This window comes from Roseibium marinum (genome assembly GCF_002906165.1).
Lineage (GTDB): Bacteria > Pseudomonadota > Alphaproteobacteria > Rhizobiales > Stappiaceae > Roseibium > Roseibium marinum.
This window is the reverse complement of record NZ_PPCN01000004.1, coordinates 130867-148207: the sequence shown is the minus strand read 5'-3', so window position 1 is coordinate 148207 and position 17341 is coordinate 130867. Positions and strand designations below refer to the sequence as shown.

Sequence of the window (17341 nt, the reverse complement as noted above, 5' to 3'; positions counted from 1 at the left end):
TGTCGCCTCATCAGCTAACGGGGAAGGGGCATGCGCTTGGACGCCAACGAGTTTCTGATCCGCTCGCGGGCCGTCATTGCCGGTGTCGATGCCGACAATGAAGGGGAAGTCATCGAGGCGGGAGGTGTTCTCGTACGGGACGGGCTCATCGCGGCAATCGGCGATTTCGAGGATCTGCGCCGCGCCAATCCGGATCTGCCCGTGGAGGGCGGAAGCGGGGCGATTGTCTTTCCCGGTCTGATCAACGGGCATCACCATTCCGGTCTGACGCCCTTCCAGCTCGGCGTGCCTTACGGTCCGCTGGAGTTCTGGCTGCCGCAGTTCCGCGGCATGCGCTACGTCGGCCACCGTCTCGATACGCTTTATTCGGCAATCGAAATGCTGGAATCCGGCACGACCACCGTCCTGCACATTCATCCCGGCCTCTCCGGTTCAAGCGATGACTGGACGTCCCTGTCGGACAGCGTCATCGGCGCCTACCGGGACATCGGCATGCGGGTGTCCTTTTCCTTCATGATCCGCGATCGCAACCAACTCGTTCATGAGGATGATGCGCCTTTTCTGAAGAAGCTGCCAAAGGATGAGGCCGAATACTGGCGTCCGAAACTGGAAGCAAGCAAAGCGCCGGTTTCAGAGCACATGCGCTGGTTCGAGGATCGCAAGTCGGCCTGGGCGGCATCGGATGCGGACCGTGTTTCCTGGCAGCTTGCGCCCGCGAACCTGCACTGGTGCAGCGACAAAACCCTGATCGCCATTTTCGAGACGGCGCGCAAAACCGCTTCCAAGGTGCATATGCATCTGGTTGAAACCTGTCTCCAGGCGGAATTCGCGCAGCGCCACTATGGAAAATCCGCCGTCCGGCATTTGGCGGATCTCGGCTGTCTCGGCGAAAACCTCACCCTCGGCCATGGTATCTGGGTGGATGACGAAGACCTGGACCTGATCGCGGGCTGCGGCTGTTGCGTGTGTCACAACGTCAGCTCCGGATTGCGGCTGGCGAGCGGTGTCGCACCGGTCAACGACATGCTGCGGCGGCGCATTCCGGTGGCGCTGGGGATCGATCAGGCGGGCATCAACGACGACCGCGACATGCTGCAGGAAATGCGGCTGGTCTGGGCGCTGCACCGCGAACCCGGCCTGCGCAGCTTCCGGCCCTCCGCCGCGCATGTGTTTCGCATGGCCAGCGAACACGGGGCGGCGACCACCGGCTTTGAAGGCAGGATCGGCCGCCTCGATGTGGGCAAGGCGGCCGATATCGTCCTGGTGGACTGGGACGACATTGCACGCCCCTTCATCGATGACGGCATTCCGATCGTCGATGCGCTCCTGATGCGCGCGCGCCAGATGCCTGCGGAAACAGTGTTTGTCGGCGGAAAGAAGGTCGTCTCGCAGGGAAAGGTCACTTGCATCGACAGGCAAGCCGTCCTGAAAGAGATCGCCGACCGCCTGAACTCGGCGCCCGATGCGCAGGAGCAGGAGGCCCGCCGCAGAACGAAGGACCTGCTGGGCCATATCGAGGACTGGTTCACAACCGCCTATCCGCCATCCTCGCGTCCGCGCTACAGGTTCAACGCCCTGGCCGAATCGGACTGACAGCGGCTGGCCGTTGGACGGCGCGGACTTGTAACGCGCAAGAACGGATGGCGCTAAGGGTATTTCTGGGATTAGCTGATAATTCGCGGTTTTCCGACGTTCCTCGCATTTGCTACTGGAACACGCGCGCAAGATTGGATGGCTCGGGTGGGGCGGATTGCAGCACACGATTTTCCTGCCATTCGAAATTTCCATTAGAAATCAATAGCCGGCAAATTCGAGGTGTAAACTTTCGACGCAGCCTAAAAACAGCTTCGCAGCGATCAAGCCTACGAATTTTGCGATGCCTGCTTCCTGCGCGTTACTGGAGGGTAGCGCGTAACACACCACCCCATTGTCGTCCAATTCAGCGCGGACCCCGTTGGTTGATTTGTGGCCTCACCGGCGTCAGGTACTTGAAGCTGTAATCGTCGGCCACGGCCAGACCCCGTAAGCGTCGGCCGGCCGTCTCCTGATTGCACCGGACTGCACACCAAACGTAGACCTCCGTGAAGCAAATGTGAAATTCAGCGCGGGTGCGGTGCGAACCGCGATACTCAGGGCGATTTTAATTGTCGCTATTGCTTTTGGTTCTTTTCCCCTTTGAGTTGCTGTCGACTCAATCCTTCTTCTATGATTGTATTGCGGCGTTCGACCAGGTGGGGGCGCCCTCAGACAGTTGCAATCTGTTGTCTCGTGCGAAGATCAGTTCCCTTGTCGGTTTTGGAGAGCTGGAGGGAAGGTGATGTTTCCGGATGGCATGGGCATCATGTTTTGTAATGGCGCGCGGGGGCTCTACTACTATGCCGCCAAGGCCGGTCGCATTTTTGTGGAAAACAGCGGCGTCATCATTTCCGTTGCCGTTGGCGCATATATTTTCCCGCAACAAACGAAAGTCGCGCTGGCTGGCGCCATCGTTTCTCGCGGCGCGACATGGCTGACCGAGGAGATTGATCAAAGGTACCACAGGCATTTGGCCGATGCGTATGACTGGCTGCTCGATCAGGCACCGCAAAACGTGACACAGGGCTATTTCAAGTTGACGAGAACGGTTGGGGCGCCGCAAAGAGCGATTTCAACAGCAGTCAAGAACAGGGGCAATCAGGGCCCGCAAATTCTTCTCTGGGTGAATGAAGACACGGTAACGGAGCTTATCGCGCCTGTGCTTGAGGAGGGCATCTTCAGGCTCGGAATACAAAGTGGTATCGGGATTGCGTTGACGCGTTTCGGCGTGCCGTCTCCTGTCGCGCATTCACTTTCCGGCGTGATTGCCACAACCCTGTTTGCAGGAGCGCACAGTCCGGACCCAAGGGATCCTCAGTTCAGACAGACGCTGATTTCTGGAATTGTTTTTGGTCTCATGATGCATTTTCGCGGCTATCCGGCAGCGGTCATCACGCACTCGTTCCATAATTTCAGCATGCGAGCGCAGGAGAGAATAGGTCTTTAAGCTCTTGCAGTGTTGAGCGTCCGCCGATCCCGACCTTTCGGTCGAGTTTTTGACTGTTACGCAGTGAACCGCGCCGGTTTCCCGGAGACCGTAAGTTTAGGTTATGCGGGCACGGCTGGCGCGCCCAGCAAGGCGTAGTATCTTTATTCGGCTTCTGCTGGTGGAATGTTTCCGATGGGCTCCAGAAGACGCCGGTGATTGAACCGGCCGACCCATTTGAGTGTGGCAAACTCCACGGCTTCGCAACTGCGCCAAGGAGCACTCGGAGAGGCCAATTCACACCTAGTGATGTTATGATCGTGACGAGAGGCACACTGTTAGGCGACCATCACAGAAAACTGAAGCTCAAAGCGGCAGGTTTTCCGAAAGCCCAGGAAAATTGATTGAGTTCAAATTTGGGAATCAAGTGATCTTGGGTGCTACGGGACTGGAAGCAGACCGAAGACGGTGTGAACCGTGTGACACGAATGGACCCTTGGAAAAATGGTGCCGGCAGCAGGATTCGAACCCGCGACCCCGAGATTACAAATCACGTGCTCTACCAGCTGAGCTATACCGGCGCCGGGGATGGCTTCTAACAGATTGGCCGCACTTGTCCATGCCCCAAAACGAAAAATTCAGTATCAACCACAAAAAACCCAAAGCCCTACCGGGGTTGCGGGATTTGTGGTGTCCCTGTAGAAAATACGGATGATCTGACGTCGCTCTGTCTTGTCAGCCGCGTTATGGCGTGAGCCCTGAGGGAAACGGCCAGGGAACGAGGACTGTGCTGCATGGCATTCTCAAGTATCATTTTCCGGGGACTTGCCGCCGCCGCCCTGTTGTTTTGCGTTGTTTCAGACACTGCGGCCCACGATATCAAATCCTGCAAATGCGAGACCGGCTGTTATACGCAGGAGGTGAGCAAGCTCTCGTGTTCCGGCGGCAAGGCGCGGTTTTCCTCAAACGGCCTGCCGGGTCCGAAAGATCCGCTCATGCGGGGGATTATCGGCACCAACCAGCAATTCCCCGCCGTTCACAATTTCGATTTCGAGATCCTGCTCGACCCGAAACTAGCCGCCAGTGCGACTGCAACGGATGCGGGGCCGGTCGGGGTCGCGGTCAACGGTGTGCCGATCTTCGATCCAAGCACGCAGGGGCCGGCCGACCGGACGACGGGAAAGCGCCCGAGCGCCTTCGATGCCGGTGAACTGGATGTCTGCGGCGGCCATGCGGGCCGGGGAGACGACTATCATTATCATATCGCGCCCAAATGCCTTATCGAGGATCTCGGGCCGGTCTGGGTGGAGGACGACAAAAAGCCGGTGGGCTACGCCATGGACGGCTTTCCGATTCTCGCCCTCGGCTGGTTCGATCAAAGCAATTCCGTCGAAGCCGATCTCGACCGCTGCCGGGGCATGAAGGACGCGTCGGGAGCCTACTTCTACAATGTGAAGACGACCTCAAGCTGGGATGTCCTCACCTGCCTGTCGGGCAGGCCGCAACATTTCGCGCGCGACCGCTGGGAGCACCGGGTGGACCGCACGGGCAAGGAGATCACCGGCCTGCCGATTCGCTTCGCCATAAAGGACAGTTCGCGAACCACTCATGGCCGCGGCGTCTGCCATGTGATGAGCGGACTGCTGCAGGGTGAGCAGATCCTTCAAGGCGATGGCAGCGCGCGGCGCATCGAGGCGCAGGACGGCGCGCTGTTTCATTGCAACAAGGCCTGCTACGGGCTGTTCTTCGAGGCGGACAGGAGCCGGAAGTTCGGCGGCCGCGCGATCTATTACGATTATATCGCTTCCGGCTGTCCATCCGGTTTTGACATCTCCGGCCTGAAGACGTTCACGCCCTATGACGGAGCGGCACAAAGCCGCAAGGGACCGCCACCGACGGGGAGGTGAAGGCAAACTCCGGTGCGGAGATTTGCTTGAGTTCTGTGATACCGGTCGCCGTCCCGGCCTTGAGCCGGGATCTGCCGCGAAATGGAAAGGGCCCCGGCTCAAGGCCGGGGAGGCCTGGGAGGGGCTGGGGCGGCAAAGGCTACGGGCTTGGCGGGGTTGTCCACCGATTGAGTGGCGCCGTCTGCCACCGGCCATCCGGCGGCTCCGGGGATCACAGCCCCATCTTCATCCGCGCCACATATAACGACAGCACGGCCGCGTTGGAGACGTTGAGGGAGCGGATCTCGCCGGGCATGTCGAGGCGGGCGGTGAGGCCGCAGGCCTCGCGCACGCCGTGGCGCACGCCTTTTCCCTCCGAGCCGAGCACCAGCACTGTCCTGTCGGTGAAGGGCGTGTCTTCCAGGCTGGCGTCACCGTCGCTGTCGAGTGCGATGCAGCCGAACCCCTCGTCGTTCATTTCGGCGATGAAGCGGGCCATGTTCTTCACCCGCACATGTTTGATCATGTCGAGCGCGCCCGAGGCGGATTTGGCCAGCACCGAGCCTTCTTCCGGCGCATGGCGCTCGGTGGTGACCACCGCATCGGCACCGAGCGCCACGGCGGAGCGCAGGATGGCGCCGACGTTGTGCGGATCGGTGACCTGGTCGAGCGCCAGCACCAGACGGGCACCCGTCAGATGCTCCGGGCCATAGGCGGGCAGGGGATCGGCTTCCAGGATCATGCCCTGGTGCACGGCATCCTTTGTCACCATCCGGTCGAGCGCCTTCGGCATCGTGGGTTCGATCGGCACATCTATGGTGACGCCGCGCTCCTCAAGACGCCGCTGGGCGTTTTCCGTGGCGTAGAGTTTCAGCCGCTTGCGGTCGCTGTTGGCGAAGGCGGCTTCCACCGTATGCAGGCCATAAAGCAGGATCGGGCCTTCCGGCGGCAGGCCGGGACGGCGCGGAGCCGGTTTGCCGCCACCCTTCTTGTAGTGACCTGTCTTGAAACTGCCCGCTCCCTGACCGGGACGGGACCGGGGCCGTGCTGATTTGCTGTTATCCGTCATGGCGAAGATCTAGCGGCAAAAAGCGGAGAGGGGAAGAGGCCACGCAGCGCGCGCGGACCAAAGATCATGCCGCAGATCATGCCGCGCGCAGGATCATGCAGGTCACCGTGCCATGGGCGATCAGTTTGCCGCGGGCGTCCTTCAGTCCGCCCTCCGATGTGGCGAGCCGGGAGCCCCGGTGCACGAGACGGCCCTCGCAGGTCACCTCGCCGCTGTCGGCCAGAAGCGGGCGGACCATGTTCACGGTCAAGGATGTGGTGGTATAGGATTCGCCGGGTTTCAGGGCCGTCTGCACGGCGCAGCTGAGGGCGGTGTCGATCAGCGTCGAGATCCAGCCGCCATGCACCGTGCCGAGCGGGTTCAGGAACTGGTGTGCCGGCATGCCGGCAAAGACGGCCCTGCCTTCGGCGAATTCCTTCATCGTTATATTCATGTGCGCCATGATCGGCGGGGCGGGCAGGTCACCCGCCATCATCTTTTCAAAAATTTCCAGTCCGGACAGGCTGGCGAAGGCGGCCTTCGGGAGCGCTCCGGGCGCATGTATCCCGCCTTTTTCTGTTCTGGCCTGTGTGTCGCTCATGATATCATGTCCTGCCTTGTTTTGTGTCCCCAACGGGAGGACCGGGCGATTGATCCTTGCCGGGAGATCTGGCGGCAATGGTGCGTTCCTCGAGAATATGGACGGCCTTTCGGAGCGCCGACATATGCGCGCGGACCGCGTCGGCTCCCTCCGGTCCGAGGAGGTCGCCGAGTTCCGCATGGGCCTGTTGCCAGGTCCGGTGAATTTCCAGGACCTTCCTTTCCCCGGCGGGGGTCAGGACGGGCAGGACCCTGCGGCCGCCGGCTTCGCGCCGTGCGATCAGGCCAGCGGCCTCGAGCGGTTTCAGGTTGCGGGCCAGCGTCGAACGGTCGATGCCGAGAAACCGGGCAATCCCGGAGGCGGATCCGGCCGATCCGTCCGCAATGGCGGCCAGAAGCTGGCACTGCGTGAGTTCCAGGCCAAGCGGAGCCATATGCCGGTTGAAGTGCCGGGTGAGCAGATTGGCCGTCCGCCGGGCCGCATGGCCGAGACAGGACCGGCCCATATGGACGAAGTCGATATCCTGAAGGGAAGAAGACATTTGTTGTAGTTACAACATAGGGTGAATCACGGCAAGCCGGAAGTGTGTCGGACGGGCTCGAAACCCGATGCACAGGCAGGGGGTCGTATCCGCCGCCCGAAGGCCCTCAAAGACGCAAAAGCAGCGGCCGGTTGTCCACAGCCGGAGATGAAAACGCGGCCACTGACGGGGATGATTACCAAGGAGCGTGACAAGTTGCCGGGATCGGGGCACTCTTTGAATGCCGGTTGCCGGAGCAATCTCCAGCGCTCGAAGCTGCTGTTTCGGGTGTCTCCCTGATTTTGTTCATTTCTTTGCAAGATCGGCGTTGACAGGGCAGGTCCTCATCTGCATAACACGCGCCACAGGATTGCTCGCCCCTTTCGGGCGGGTTCTCAGGTCAAGCCATCCTGATAGCTTCGGCGTGAAGCAGGACGAGATGGAGGAGTGCCCGAGTGGCTAAAGGGGACGGACTGTAAATCCGTTGGCTATGCCTACGTTGGTTCGAATCCAACCTCCTCCACCATCGTTCTGATTCCTTGTTGTGCGGGTGTAGCTCAATGGTAGAGCAGCAGCCTTCCAAGCTGACGACGAGGGTTCGATTCCCTTCACCCGCTCCATCATGGGTGTTGATCGGAGTGTCCGGAACGGAAGGTTCTTCCGCCCGGAAATCCTGACCGGATCAGCCTGTTTTCATGTGGGCTCACGTGAAGGCGAAAAGCTGATCGACCCTAAAGTTGCGGAGTGTCCAATCGCCTGCGAGCGGACGCTCTGGAAGTTCTACGGGAAGCAATTCGTCGCTCGCGGATCTGTCCAAGGCGCCGGAGGGCGTCCCGCTCGAGCCTTTTATCGACCGACCCGAGTAGTGGACAGAGAGCGACGCCGATGGCGAAAGAAAAATTTGAGCGTACGAAGCCGCACGTTAACATTGGCACGATTGGCCACGTTGACCATGGCAAGACGACGCTGACAGCTGCAATCACGATGACGCTGGCTGAAACCGGCGGTGCGACAGCAAAAGCTTATGACGAGATTGACGGCGCGCCTGAAGAAAAGGCCCGCGGCATCACCATCTCCACGGCGCATGTCGAGTATGAGACGGAAAACCGTCACTATGCTCACGTCGACTGCCCGGGTCACGCCGATTATGTGAAGAACATGATCACCGGCGCGGCGCAGATGGATGGCGGCATTCTCGTGGTTTCGGCCGCCGACGGCCCGATGCCGCAGACCCGCGAGCACATCCTGCTTGCCCGTCAGGTCGGCGTTCCGGCGCTTGTCGTGTTCATGAACAAGGTTGACCAGGTCGACGACGAAGAGCTTATCGAGCTTGTCGAAATGGAAATCCGCGAGCTTCTGTCCTCCTACGAGTACCCGGGCGACGACATTCCGATCGTCAAGGGTTCGGCTCTGGCGGCTGTGGAAAACCGCGACCCGGCCATCGGCCGTGACGCGATCCGCGAGCTGATGGCTCAGGTCGATGCGTATATCCCGACGCCCGAGCGTCCGAAGGACATGCCGTTCCTGATGCCGATCGAAGACGTGTTCTCGATCTCCGGCCGTGGCACGGTTGTCACCGGCCGTGTGGAACGCGGCATCGTCAAGGTTGGCGAGGAAGTCGAGATTGTCGGCATCAAGGACACCACCAAGACGACGGTTACCGGCGTTGAAATGTTCCGCAAGCTGCTGGACAGCGGCGAAGCAGGCGACAACATCGGTGCCCTGATCCGCGGTGTTGCCCGTGAGGACGTCGAGCGCGGCCAGGTACTTTGCAAGCCGGGTTCGGTGACCCCGCACACGAAATTCAAGGCCGAGGCCTACATCCTGACGAAGGAAGAAGGGGGCCGTCATACGCCGTTCTTCACCAACTACCGTCCGCAGTTCTACTTCCGCACGACGGACGTTACCGGTGTCGTGTCCCTGCCGGAAGGCACGGAAATGGTCATGCCGGGCGACAACGTGTCCGTTGACGTCGAACTGATCGTGCCGATCGCCATGGAAGAAGGCCTGCGTTTCGCTATCCGCGAAGGCGGCCGTACCGTCGGCGCCGGCGTCGTCGCATCCATCATCGCTTAAGATGAAACGGGCTGTCGGGCTTGCGCCCGGCAGTTTGCCCTCTTAAATGTTGCGGTACGCGGCATCAGGGGGTATCAGGAGCGGGACCGTCGCAAGCGGTCCTCGTGTAGGGGTATAGCTCAGCTGGTAGAGCGACGGTCTCCAAAACCGTAGGTCGCGGGTTCGAACCCTGCTGCCCCTGCCAATTTGCTCTTGATTAATCGCCCTCGAGGGCTTAAGAGTTTCCTCGAGTGAGGCGCGCGAAGTCATTTCGCGCGCCCACTCGTATTTAACAGACCGGAACCGGAATGGCGAAGACCAATCCCTTCAAATTCATCCAGGAAGTGCGCTCTGAAACGTCCAAGGTAACTTGGCCGACGCGCCGCGAAACCGCCGTGACCACCGTCATGGTGTTCATCATGGTGATGATCGCCTCGATCTTTTTTCTCGTGGCGGATCAGCTGATGAGCCTCGGAATCGGCTATCTGCTGGGTGTCGGCGGCTAGTTGAAACCCGCCGCCCGGTTTGAAGACAAAGAACAAGAAACGGAACTGAGATCTATGGCCAAGCGCTGGTACATTGTGCACGCCTATTCCAATTTTGAGAAGAAGGTCGCCGAGTCCATCCGCGAAAAGGCCGTGCAGAAAGGGCTGTCCGATCTTTTCGAGGAAATTCTCGTTCCGATGGAAAAGGTTGTCGAAGTGCGCCGCGGCCGCAAGGTGGACGCCGAGCGCAAGTTCTTCCCGGGCTATGTCTTGGTGAAGATGGACATGACCAACGAGGCGTTTCACCTGATCAAGGACACGCCGAAAGTCACCGGTTTCCTGGGCTCTGACCAGAAGCCGATGCCGATCCCGGAAAAAGAAGCCCTGCGTATCCTGAACCAGGTTCAGGAAGGCGTGGACCGGCCGAAGCCGTCCGTCACCTTCGAGGTGGGCGAGCAGGTGCGTGTGTCCGACGGGCCGTTCGCATCCTTCTCCGGCCTTGTCGAGGAAGTCGACGACGAGCGTGCGCGTCTCAAGGTGGCGGTGTCCATCTTCGGCCGCGCGACGCCGGTGGAACTGGAATTCGGTCAGGTCGACAAGCTCTGACTGTTTGCCGTCTTGCGATCGGCGCGCCTTCATGTGACGTCATGTGAAAGCGGACTGTTTGAAAGACGGCTCGAGTGCCCGGCCGGAATGCCTCAAAGGCGATCCGACGGGATGAAACAGGTGGAAGGTCCTGATGCTCTTCGCCGGGCATCGGCAAGGGCCGTACCACCAGCTCCCATGCAGGCGGATTGCCGTCCGGCTGCGAATGACTGGAGACAGATATGGCGAAGAAAATTGACGGCTTCCTGAAGCTTCAGGTGCCTGCAGGATCCGCGACCCCGTCGCCGCCCATCGGGCCGGCGCTCGGCCAGCGTGGTCTCAACATCATGGAATTCTGCAAGGCGTTCAACGCGCAGACCCAGGATGTCGAGAAGGGTGCTCCGTGCCCGACCGTAATTACATATTACTCCGACAAGTCCTTCACGTTCGAAGTGAAGACGGCTCCGGTAAGCTTCTTCCTGAAGAAGGCTTCCAAGCTGCCGAAGGGCTCGCAGACCCCGGGCCGCGGCACGGTCGGTTCCGTGACCAGGGCGCAGGTGAAGGAAATCGCCGAAGCCAAGATGAAGGACCTGAACGCCAACAACATCGAAGCAGCGATGCTGATGGTCGAAGGTTCCGCCCGGTCCATGGGCATTGAGGTATCGGAGTAAGATCATGGCGAAAATTGGAAAACGTACCAAGGCAGCGCGTGAAGGCATCGACCGCAACAAGGAATATCCGCTGAACGAGGCCATCGGTCTTGTGAAGGGGCGCTCCAAGACGAAGTTCGACGAAACCGTCGAAGTTGCGATCAATCTCGGTGTCGATCCGCGCCATGCCGACCAGATGGTCCGCGGCGTGTGTGTGCTGCCGAACGGCACAGGCAAGAACGTCCGCGTCGCCGTGTTCGCCCGTGGCGACAAGGCCGACGAAGCCAAGGCCGCAGGCGCCGATATCGTCGGTGCTGAAGAGCTGGTCCAGGAAGTCCAGGGCGGCAAGATCGATTTCGATCGCTGCATCGCGACCCCGGACATGATGCCGCTGGTCGGCCGTCTCGGTAAGGTGCTCGGCCCGCGTGGCCTGATGCCGAACCCGAAAGTCGGCACTGTGACCCAGGACGTCACCGCCGCGGTGAACGATGCCAAGGGCGGCGCGGTCCAGTTCCGCGTTGAAAAAGCCGGCATCGTGCATGCGGGCGTCGGCAAGGTGTCGTTCTCAGAAGAGGCGATCACGCAGAACGTCAAGGCTCTGATCGATGCCGTCCAGAAGGCAAAGCCTTCCGGCTCGAAAGGCTCCTATCTGAAGCGCATCGCCGTTTCCTCGACGATGGGCCCGGGCCTGAAAGTGGATCTGGCCAGCATTGCTGGCGAATAATCCGGGTTTTCCGGATTGAAACCAAGATTTCGGCCGTAAGGCCGGAAAGACCCGGCGGCTCGCTGCCGGGTTGCCCTGTCCGAGACTGCAGGTGCCGGGAGACCGGTTTAAGCCACAAAGGCCTGCATAGATGGGTGAGAACCGAATTCTCCGCGAATGCGGAAAACCGAGGTTCGAACCAGGCCTTGCCGCGCGCCGCACTGGCGTGAAGGTGAGGGGACAGGACCCTGAGCGTCGCCTGATCGGGCGGTTCCGGGTTCGGGACCATCCGCCAGGCGGCAAAGGTAAACCGGCGGCGGCAACGCCGCCAAATGGAGAAGGCAAGTGGAAAGAGCGGAAAAGCACGAGTTCGTGACGTCTTTCAACACCGAGCTGGCTAACACCGGTGTTGTTGTCGTTGCGCACTATGCAGGTCTTTCGGTTGCTCAGATGACCGCGTTGCGGGCATCCGTGCGTCAAGCCGGCGGCACTGTAAAAGTCGCAAAAAACCGCCTTATCAAACTCGCCCTTCAAGGCACTGACCTTGAGCACATCTCCGACCTGTTTCAGGGCCCGACCGTACTCGTCTACTCCGACGATCCGGTAGCCGCTCCGAAAGCAGCCGTCGACTTCGCCAAGGCAAACGAAAAGTTTGCGATCCTTGGCGGTGCTCTGGGCACAACCAATCTGAACCCGGACGGGGTCAAGTCTCTGGCATCCATGCCGTCGCTCGATGAGCTGCGCGCGAAACTGGTTGGCATGATTCAGACCCCGGCGTCCCGGATTGCTCAGGTTGTCAACGCACCGGCCGGGCAGCTCGCCCGCGTCTTCGGCGCGTATGCCAAGAAGGACGAGGCCGCGTAAGGCGTCCAAACACACTGTCTGACGAAACCGATACTGGTTCGAACTTAAGGTACTGAGAAAATGGCTGATCTTGATAAGCTCGTAGAAGAACTGTCCGCACTGACCGTCATGGAAGCTGCTGAACTTTCCAAGCTTCTGGAAGAGAAGTGGGGCGTTTCCGCCTCTGCTCCGGTCGCAGTTGCCGCTGCTGCCGGCGGTGCCGGCGACGGAGCTGCCGCCGCTGAAGAGAAAACCGAATTTGACGTTGTTCTGACCGCCGCCGGCGACAAGAAAATCAACGTCATCAAGGAAGTCCGTGCAATCACCGGTCTTGGCCTGAAAGAAGCCAAGGAGCTCGTTGAATCCGCTCCGAAGCCGGTCAAGGAAGCTGTGAGCAAGGACGAAGCAGAAACGCTGAAGAAGAAGCTGGAAGAAGCAGGCGCTTCTGTCGAGCTGAAGTAATAAAGGCTTTTTGCCTTTCAGGCGGTCCCGGGGTTCCCGGGACCGTTTATTGCCCCGGCGGGTCCTTCCCGTTTCCGGGGCAAAAGTACCACTAGGGCATCCTGCGTTCGAGAGGACGCGGATCAAGATGTCCTGGACCCCTTAGACCGATCAACCGGTCCGACTTGAGGTGATGGCACTTCAAGGCAGGTTGATCCAGGGGGACGGTTTTCCGAAGCGCCCGGGCGGTGGCCCGATTGGATAAGGGGCGTTTCGGGAAGCCGTTACCCGGCCGATACGAGGAGCGACAATGACCCAAACGTTCAACGGTCGCAAAAAGGTCCGTAAATATTACGGATCGATCCGCGATGTCGCGGCTATGCCCAATCTCATCGAGGTTCAAAAAGCATCCTACGACCAGTTCCTGCAGGTCGATGAGATGCCGGGTGGCGGCCGCAAAGTAGAAGGCCTTGAAGCGGTCTTCCAGTCTGTATTTCCGATTTCCGATTTCGCGGGCACTTCCCTTCTGGAATTTGTTTCCTTCGAATTTGAAGCTCCAAAATACGATGTCGACGAGTGCCGTCAGCGCGACATGACTTTCGCCGCGCCGCTGAAGGTCACCCTGCGCCTCATCGTGTTCGACGTCGACGAGGATACCGGCGCCAAGTCCGTGAAAGACATCAAGGAACAGGATGTCTACATGGGCGACATGCCGTTCATGACCGACAACGGCACTTTCATCGTCAATGGTACCGAGCGTGTGATCGTCTCCCAGATGCACCGTTCTCCCGGCGTATTCTTCGATCATGACAAGGGCAAGACACATTCGTCCGGCAAGCTGCTGTTTGCCGCCCGTGTGATCCCCTATCGCGGTTCCTGGCTCGACATCGAGTTCGACGCCAAGGATATCGTGCATGCGCGCATCGACCGCCGCCGCAAGATCCCGGTCACGTCCCTGCTGATGGCTCTTGGCCTTGACGGCGAAGAGATCCTCAACACCTTCTACGAACGCGTCGACTATACCCGTCAGAAAGACGGGTCCTGGCGCATGCCGTTCGACGGCAACCGGCTGAAAGGCACCAAGGCCTCCTATGACCTGATCGACGCGGACAGCGGCGAAGTCGTCATCGAAGGCGGCCGCAAGATCACCGCGCGGACCATCAAGCAGCTGGACGAAAAGGGTGTCACCGCCCTGAAGGTCACCGATGAGGATCTGCACGCGCAGTATCTCGCCGAGGACATCGTCGATGCGACGAGCGGCGAGATCTTCGCCGAAGCCGGCGCGGAAATCACCGGCAAGCTGCTGGAAGAACTGGTCGAGCGCGGGTATCACGAACTGTCGATGCTCGACATCGACCATGTCAATACCGGTGCCTATATCCGCAACACGCTTGCGGTCGACAAGAACGAATCCCGCGAAGACGCGCTGTTCGACATCTACCGCGTGATGCGTCCGGGCGAGCCGCCCACCATCGACACCGCCGAAGCGATGTTCCAGTCGCTGTTCTTCGATGGAGAACGCTATGACCTGTCCGCCGTCGGCCGTGTGAAGATGAACATGCGTCTCGACGTGGAGTGCGAGGACACCGTCCGGACCCTGCGCAAGGAAGACATCCTGGAAGTCATCCGGGTGCTTCTGCAATTGCGCGACGGCAAGGGCGAGATCGACGACATCGACAATCTCGGCAACCGTCGTGTGCGGTCCGTCGGCGAACTGATGGAAAATCAGTACCGCGTCGGCCTTCTGCGTATGGAGCGTGCGATCAAGGAGCGGATGAGCTCTGTCGAAATCGACACCGTCATGCCGCAGGACCTGATCAACGCCAAGCCGGCGGCTGCCGCCGTGCGTGAATTCTTCGGCTCCTCGCAGCTGTCGCAGTTCATGGATCAGACCAACCCGCTGTCGGAAGTTACCCACAAGCGCCGCCTGTCGGCGCTCGGGCCGGGCGGCTTGACCCGTGAACGCGCGGGCTTCGAAGTCCGCGACGTTCACCCGACGCATTACGGCCGTATCTGTCCGATCGAGACCCCGGAAGGTCCGAACATCGGTCTGATCAACTCGCTTGCGACCTTTGCCCGCGTCAACAAGTACGGCTTTATCGAAAGCCCGTACCGCAAGGTCAAGGACGCCGCCGTGACCAGCGAAGTCGTCTATCTGTCCGCCATGGAGGAAGCCAAGCACTATGTGGCTCAGTCCAACGCGGTCTATGACGACGACGGCAAGTTCACCGAAGAGCTGATCACCTGCCGTCACGCGGGTGAAAACATGATGGTTCCGTCCGACAAGGTCGACTTGATGGACGTGTCGCCGAAACAGCTTGTCTCCGTCGCCGCCGCGCTCATTCCGTTCCTGGAGAACGATGACGCGAACCGCGCGCTGATGGGCTCGAACATGCAGCGTCAGGCCGTGCCTCTGGTGCGCGCCGAAGCGCCGTTCGTGGGAACCGGCATGGAACCGATCGTGGCGCGCGATTCCGGTGCCGCCATCGGTGCCCGCCGTGCCGGCGTGGTCGACCAGGTGGATGCCACCCGTATCGTTATCCGCGCGACGGAAGACCTCGACCCGGGCAAGTCCGGCGTCGACATCTACCGTCTGCAGAAGTTCCAGCGCTCCAACCAGAACACCTGCATCAACCAGCGTCCGCTGGTGCGTGTGGGCGACAAGATCAACAAGAGCGATATCATCGCGGACGGTCCGTCGACCGATCTCGGCGATCTGGCGCTCGGCAAGAACGTGCTCGTCGCGTTCATGCCGTGGAACGGCTACAACTTCGAGGATTCCATCCTCCTGTCCGAACGGATCGTCTCCGACGACGTGTTCACGTCCATCCATCTGGAAGAATTCGAGGTGATGGCGCGCGACACCAAGCTTGGACCTGAGGAAATCACCCGCGACATTCCGAACGTTTCGGAAGAAGCGCTGAAGAACCTCGACGAAGCCGGTATCGTCTATATCGGCGCCGAGCTCCATCCGGGCGATATCCTCGTCGGCAAGATCACGCCGAAGGGCGAAAGCCCGATGACGCCGGAAGAAAAGCTTCTGCGCGCCATCTTCGGTGAAAAGGCCTCCGATGTCCGCGACACCTCCCTGCGCCTGCCGCCGGGGGTCTCCGGGACGGTCGTCGAAGTGCGCGTCTTCAACCGCCACGGCGTTGAAAAGGACGAGCGCGCGATGGCCATCGAGCGCGAGGAAATCGAGCGCCTGGCGAAGGACCGCGACGATGAACAGGCGATCCTTGACCGCAACGTCTATGGCCGCCTGGCCGAGATGCTGTTGGGCAAGTCCGCCATTGCCGGTCCCAAGGGCTTCAAGAAGGACACGGAACTGACCGGGGACGTTCTCAACGACTTCCCGCGCTCGCAGTGGTGGCAGTTTGCCAGCGACGACGAGAAGTTCATGTCCGAGATCGAAGCCCTGCGCGGTCAGTATGACGACAGCCGCAAGCGCCTCGAGCAGCGCTTCATCGACAAGGTCGAGAAGCTGCAGCGCGGAGACGAACTGCCGCCGGGCGTCATGAAGATGGTCAAGGTCTTCGTTGCGGTGAAGCGCAAGCTTCAGCCGGGCGACAAGATGGCCGGCCGTCACGGCAACAAGGGTGTGGTCTCCAAGATCAACCCGTGTGAAGACATGCCGTTCCTTGCGGACGGAACCCATGTCGATATCGTGCTTAACCCGCTCGGTGTGCCGTCGCGCATGAATGTCGGTCAGATCCTGGAGACCCATCTGGGCTGGGCCTGCCGCGGCATGGGCAACCGGATCGGCGAACTCTACGAAGAGTACAGGAAGTCCGGCGAAATCAACGAGCTGCGCGGCAAGATCGTCGAGATCTACGGCGACAACCTCAAGGGCGATCCCGTTCAGGAATATGATGACGAGAGCATCGTGCGTCTGGCGGACCAGCTGAAGAAAGGCGTTTCAATCGCAACGCCGGTCTTCGACGGAGCCCGCGAACCGGACGTTGTCGACGCGCTCAACACCGCCGGCTACGATCCGAGCGGTCAGTCCGTCCTCTATGACGGCCGGACCGGCGAGGAATTCGACCGCAAGGTGACCGTGGGCTACATCTACATGCTGAAGCTCCACCACCTGGTCGATGACAAGATCCATGCCCGTTCGATCGGTCCGTACTCGCTCGTTACCCAGCAGCCGCTGGGTGGCAAGGCGCAGTTCGGCGGACAGCGCTTCGGGGAAATGGAAGTCTGGGCTCTTGAAGCTTACGGTGCGGCCTACACGCTGCAGGAAATGCTCACGGTCAAGTCGGATGACGTTGCCGGCCGTACGAAGGTCTATGAGGCCATCGTTCGCGGCGACGACACATTCGAGGCGGGCATTCCGGAAAGCTTCAACGTGCTCGTGAAGGAAATGCGGTCGCTGGGTCTCAACGTTGAACTGCAACGTAATGACAAGCCCATGATTGCCGGGGAAGAAACCGCGGACGCTGCGGAATAACCCCGGCAACGGACCCCGAATGACTTGGTATGCCGGTGACGGGGAGGGGCAACAACGCCCGCTTCCCGGCCGT

Annotated in this window: 14 protein-coding genes and 4 tRNA genes; 14 read left to right on the top strand and 4 right to left on the bottom strand. The window is 60.4% G+C overall.

Annotated features, from left to right (window positions below):
- The first annotated feature begins 30 nt into the window (after window positions 1–30).
- Window positions 31–1593: an amidohydrolase family protein gene (locus CLV41_RS11705; protein WP_103222511.1), complete on the top strand. Its 1563-nt coding sequence runs from the start codon at window positions 31–33 to the stop codon at window positions 1591–1593.
- 724 nt (window positions 1594–2317) lie between these two features.
- Window positions 2318–3022, top strand: coding sequence for a CPBP family intramembrane glutamic endopeptidase (locus CLV41_RS11700; protein WP_103222510.1), 705 nt, complete (start codon window positions 2318–2320; stop codon window positions 3020–3022).
- Between the two features lie 484 nt (window positions 3023–3506).
- Here the strand turns inward: CLV41_RS11700 and CLV41_RS11695 are convergent.
- Window positions 3507–3582: transfer RNA gene (locus CLV41_RS11695), tRNA-Thr, on the bottom strand.
- Between the two features lie 213 nt (window positions 3583–3795).
- Between CLV41_RS11695 and CLV41_RS11690 the strand changes: the two genes are divergently transcribed.
- Window positions 3796–4908, top strand: coding sequence for a YHYH protein (locus tag CLV41_RS11690; RefSeq protein ID WP_103222509.1), 1113 nt, complete (start codon window positions 3796–3798; stop codon window positions 4906–4908).
- A 211-nt stretch (window positions 4909–5119) separates the two neighbouring features.
- Here the strand turns inward: CLV41_RS11690 and CLV41_RS11685 are convergent, their stop codons facing one another.
- From CLV41_RS11685 to CLV41_RS11675, 3 genes are all read right to left on the bottom strand, one after another.
- Window positions 5120–5956: a TrmH family RNA methyltransferase gene (locus CLV41_RS11685; protein ID WP_103222508.1), complete on the bottom strand. Its 837-nt coding sequence runs from the start codon at window positions 5954–5956 to the stop codon at window positions 5120–5122.
- A gap of 76 nt (window positions 5957–6032) precedes the next feature.
- Window positions 6033–6536, bottom strand: a complete 504-nt coding sequence (locus CLV41_RS11680; protein WP_103222507.1) for a PaaI family thioesterase — start codon at window positions 6534–6536, stop codon at window positions 6033–6035.
- 4 nt (window positions 6537–6540) lie between these two features.
- Window positions 6541–7077 carry a MarR family winged helix-turn-helix transcriptional regulator gene (locus CLV41_RS11675; RefSeq protein WP_208987460.1) on the bottom strand — a complete coding sequence of 179 codons (537 nt, stop codon included), beginning with the start codon at window positions 7075–7077 and terminating at the stop codon, window positions 6541–6543.
- Between the two features lie 420 nt (window positions 7078–7497).
- On the opposite strand from CLV41_RS11675, the gene CLV41_RS11670 reads away from it, so the two are divergent.
- The 11 genes from CLV41_RS11670 (at window position 7498) to rpoB (ending at window position 17268) form a co-directional block, all read left to right on the top strand.
- A tRNA-Tyr gene (locus CLV41_RS11670) sits at window positions 7498–7582 on the top strand.
- A gap of 20 nt (window positions 7583–7602) precedes the next feature.
- Window positions 7603–7676, top strand: a tRNA-Gly gene (locus tag CLV41_RS11665).
- A gap of 265 nt (window positions 7677–7941) precedes the next feature.
- Window positions 7942–9132 (top strand): elongation factor Tu, encoded by a 1191-nt coding sequence (gene tuf, locus CLV41_RS11660; RefSeq protein WP_103222506.1) that lies wholly within the window; start codon window positions 7942–7944, stop codon window positions 9130–9132.
- A 108-nt stretch (window positions 9133–9240) separates the two neighbouring features.
- Window positions 9241–9316: transfer RNA gene (locus tag CLV41_RS11655), tRNA-Trp, on the top strand.
- Window positions 9317–9419: 103 nt separating this feature from the next.
- Window positions 9420–9617, top strand: a complete 198-nt coding sequence (gene secE / locus CLV41_RS11650; protein ID WP_103222505.1) for a preprotein translocase subunit SecE — start codon at window positions 9420–9422, stop codon at window positions 9615–9617.
- Between the two features lie 54 nt (window positions 9618–9671).
- Window positions 9672–10202: a transcription termination/antitermination protein NusG gene (nusG, locus tag CLV41_RS11645; RefSeq protein ID WP_103222504.1), complete on the top strand. Its 531-nt coding sequence runs from the start codon at window positions 9672–9674 to the stop codon at window positions 10200–10202.
- Between the two features lie 221 nt (window positions 10203–10423).
- On the top strand, window positions 10424–10852 hold the full coding sequence (gene rplK, locus CLV41_RS11640) for a 50S ribosomal protein L11 (RefSeq protein WP_103222503.1): 429 nt from the start codon (window positions 10424–10426) through the stop codon (window positions 10850–10852).
- A gap of 4 nt (window positions 10853–10856) precedes the next feature.
- Window positions 10857–11555 carry a 50S ribosomal protein L1 gene (gene rplA, locus CLV41_RS11635; RefSeq protein ID WP_103222502.1) on the top strand — a complete coding sequence of 233 codons (699 nt, stop codon included), beginning with the start codon at window positions 10857–10859 and terminating at the stop codon, window positions 11553–11555.
- A 324-nt stretch (window positions 11556–11879) separates the two neighbouring features.
- Window positions 11880–12398: a 50S ribosomal protein L10 gene (gene rplJ, locus CLV41_RS11630; RefSeq protein WP_103222501.1), complete on the top strand. Its 519-nt coding sequence runs from the start codon at window positions 11880–11882 to the stop codon at window positions 12396–12398.
- 60 nt (window positions 12399–12458) lie between these two features.
- The gene (gene rplL, locus CLV41_RS11625) at window positions 12459–12839 is read left to right on the top strand and encodes a 50S ribosomal protein L7/L12 (RefSeq protein WP_103222500.1); all 381 of its coding nucleotides are present in this window, start codon (window positions 12459–12461) and stop codon (window positions 12837–12839) included.
- 289 nt (window positions 12840–13128) lie between these two features.
- Window positions 13129–17268, top strand: coding sequence for a DNA-directed RNA polymerase subunit beta (gene rpoB / locus CLV41_RS11620; protein WP_103222499.1), 4140 nt, complete (start codon window positions 13129–13131; stop codon window positions 17266–17268).
- Window positions 17269–17341 lie beyond the last annotated feature (73 nt).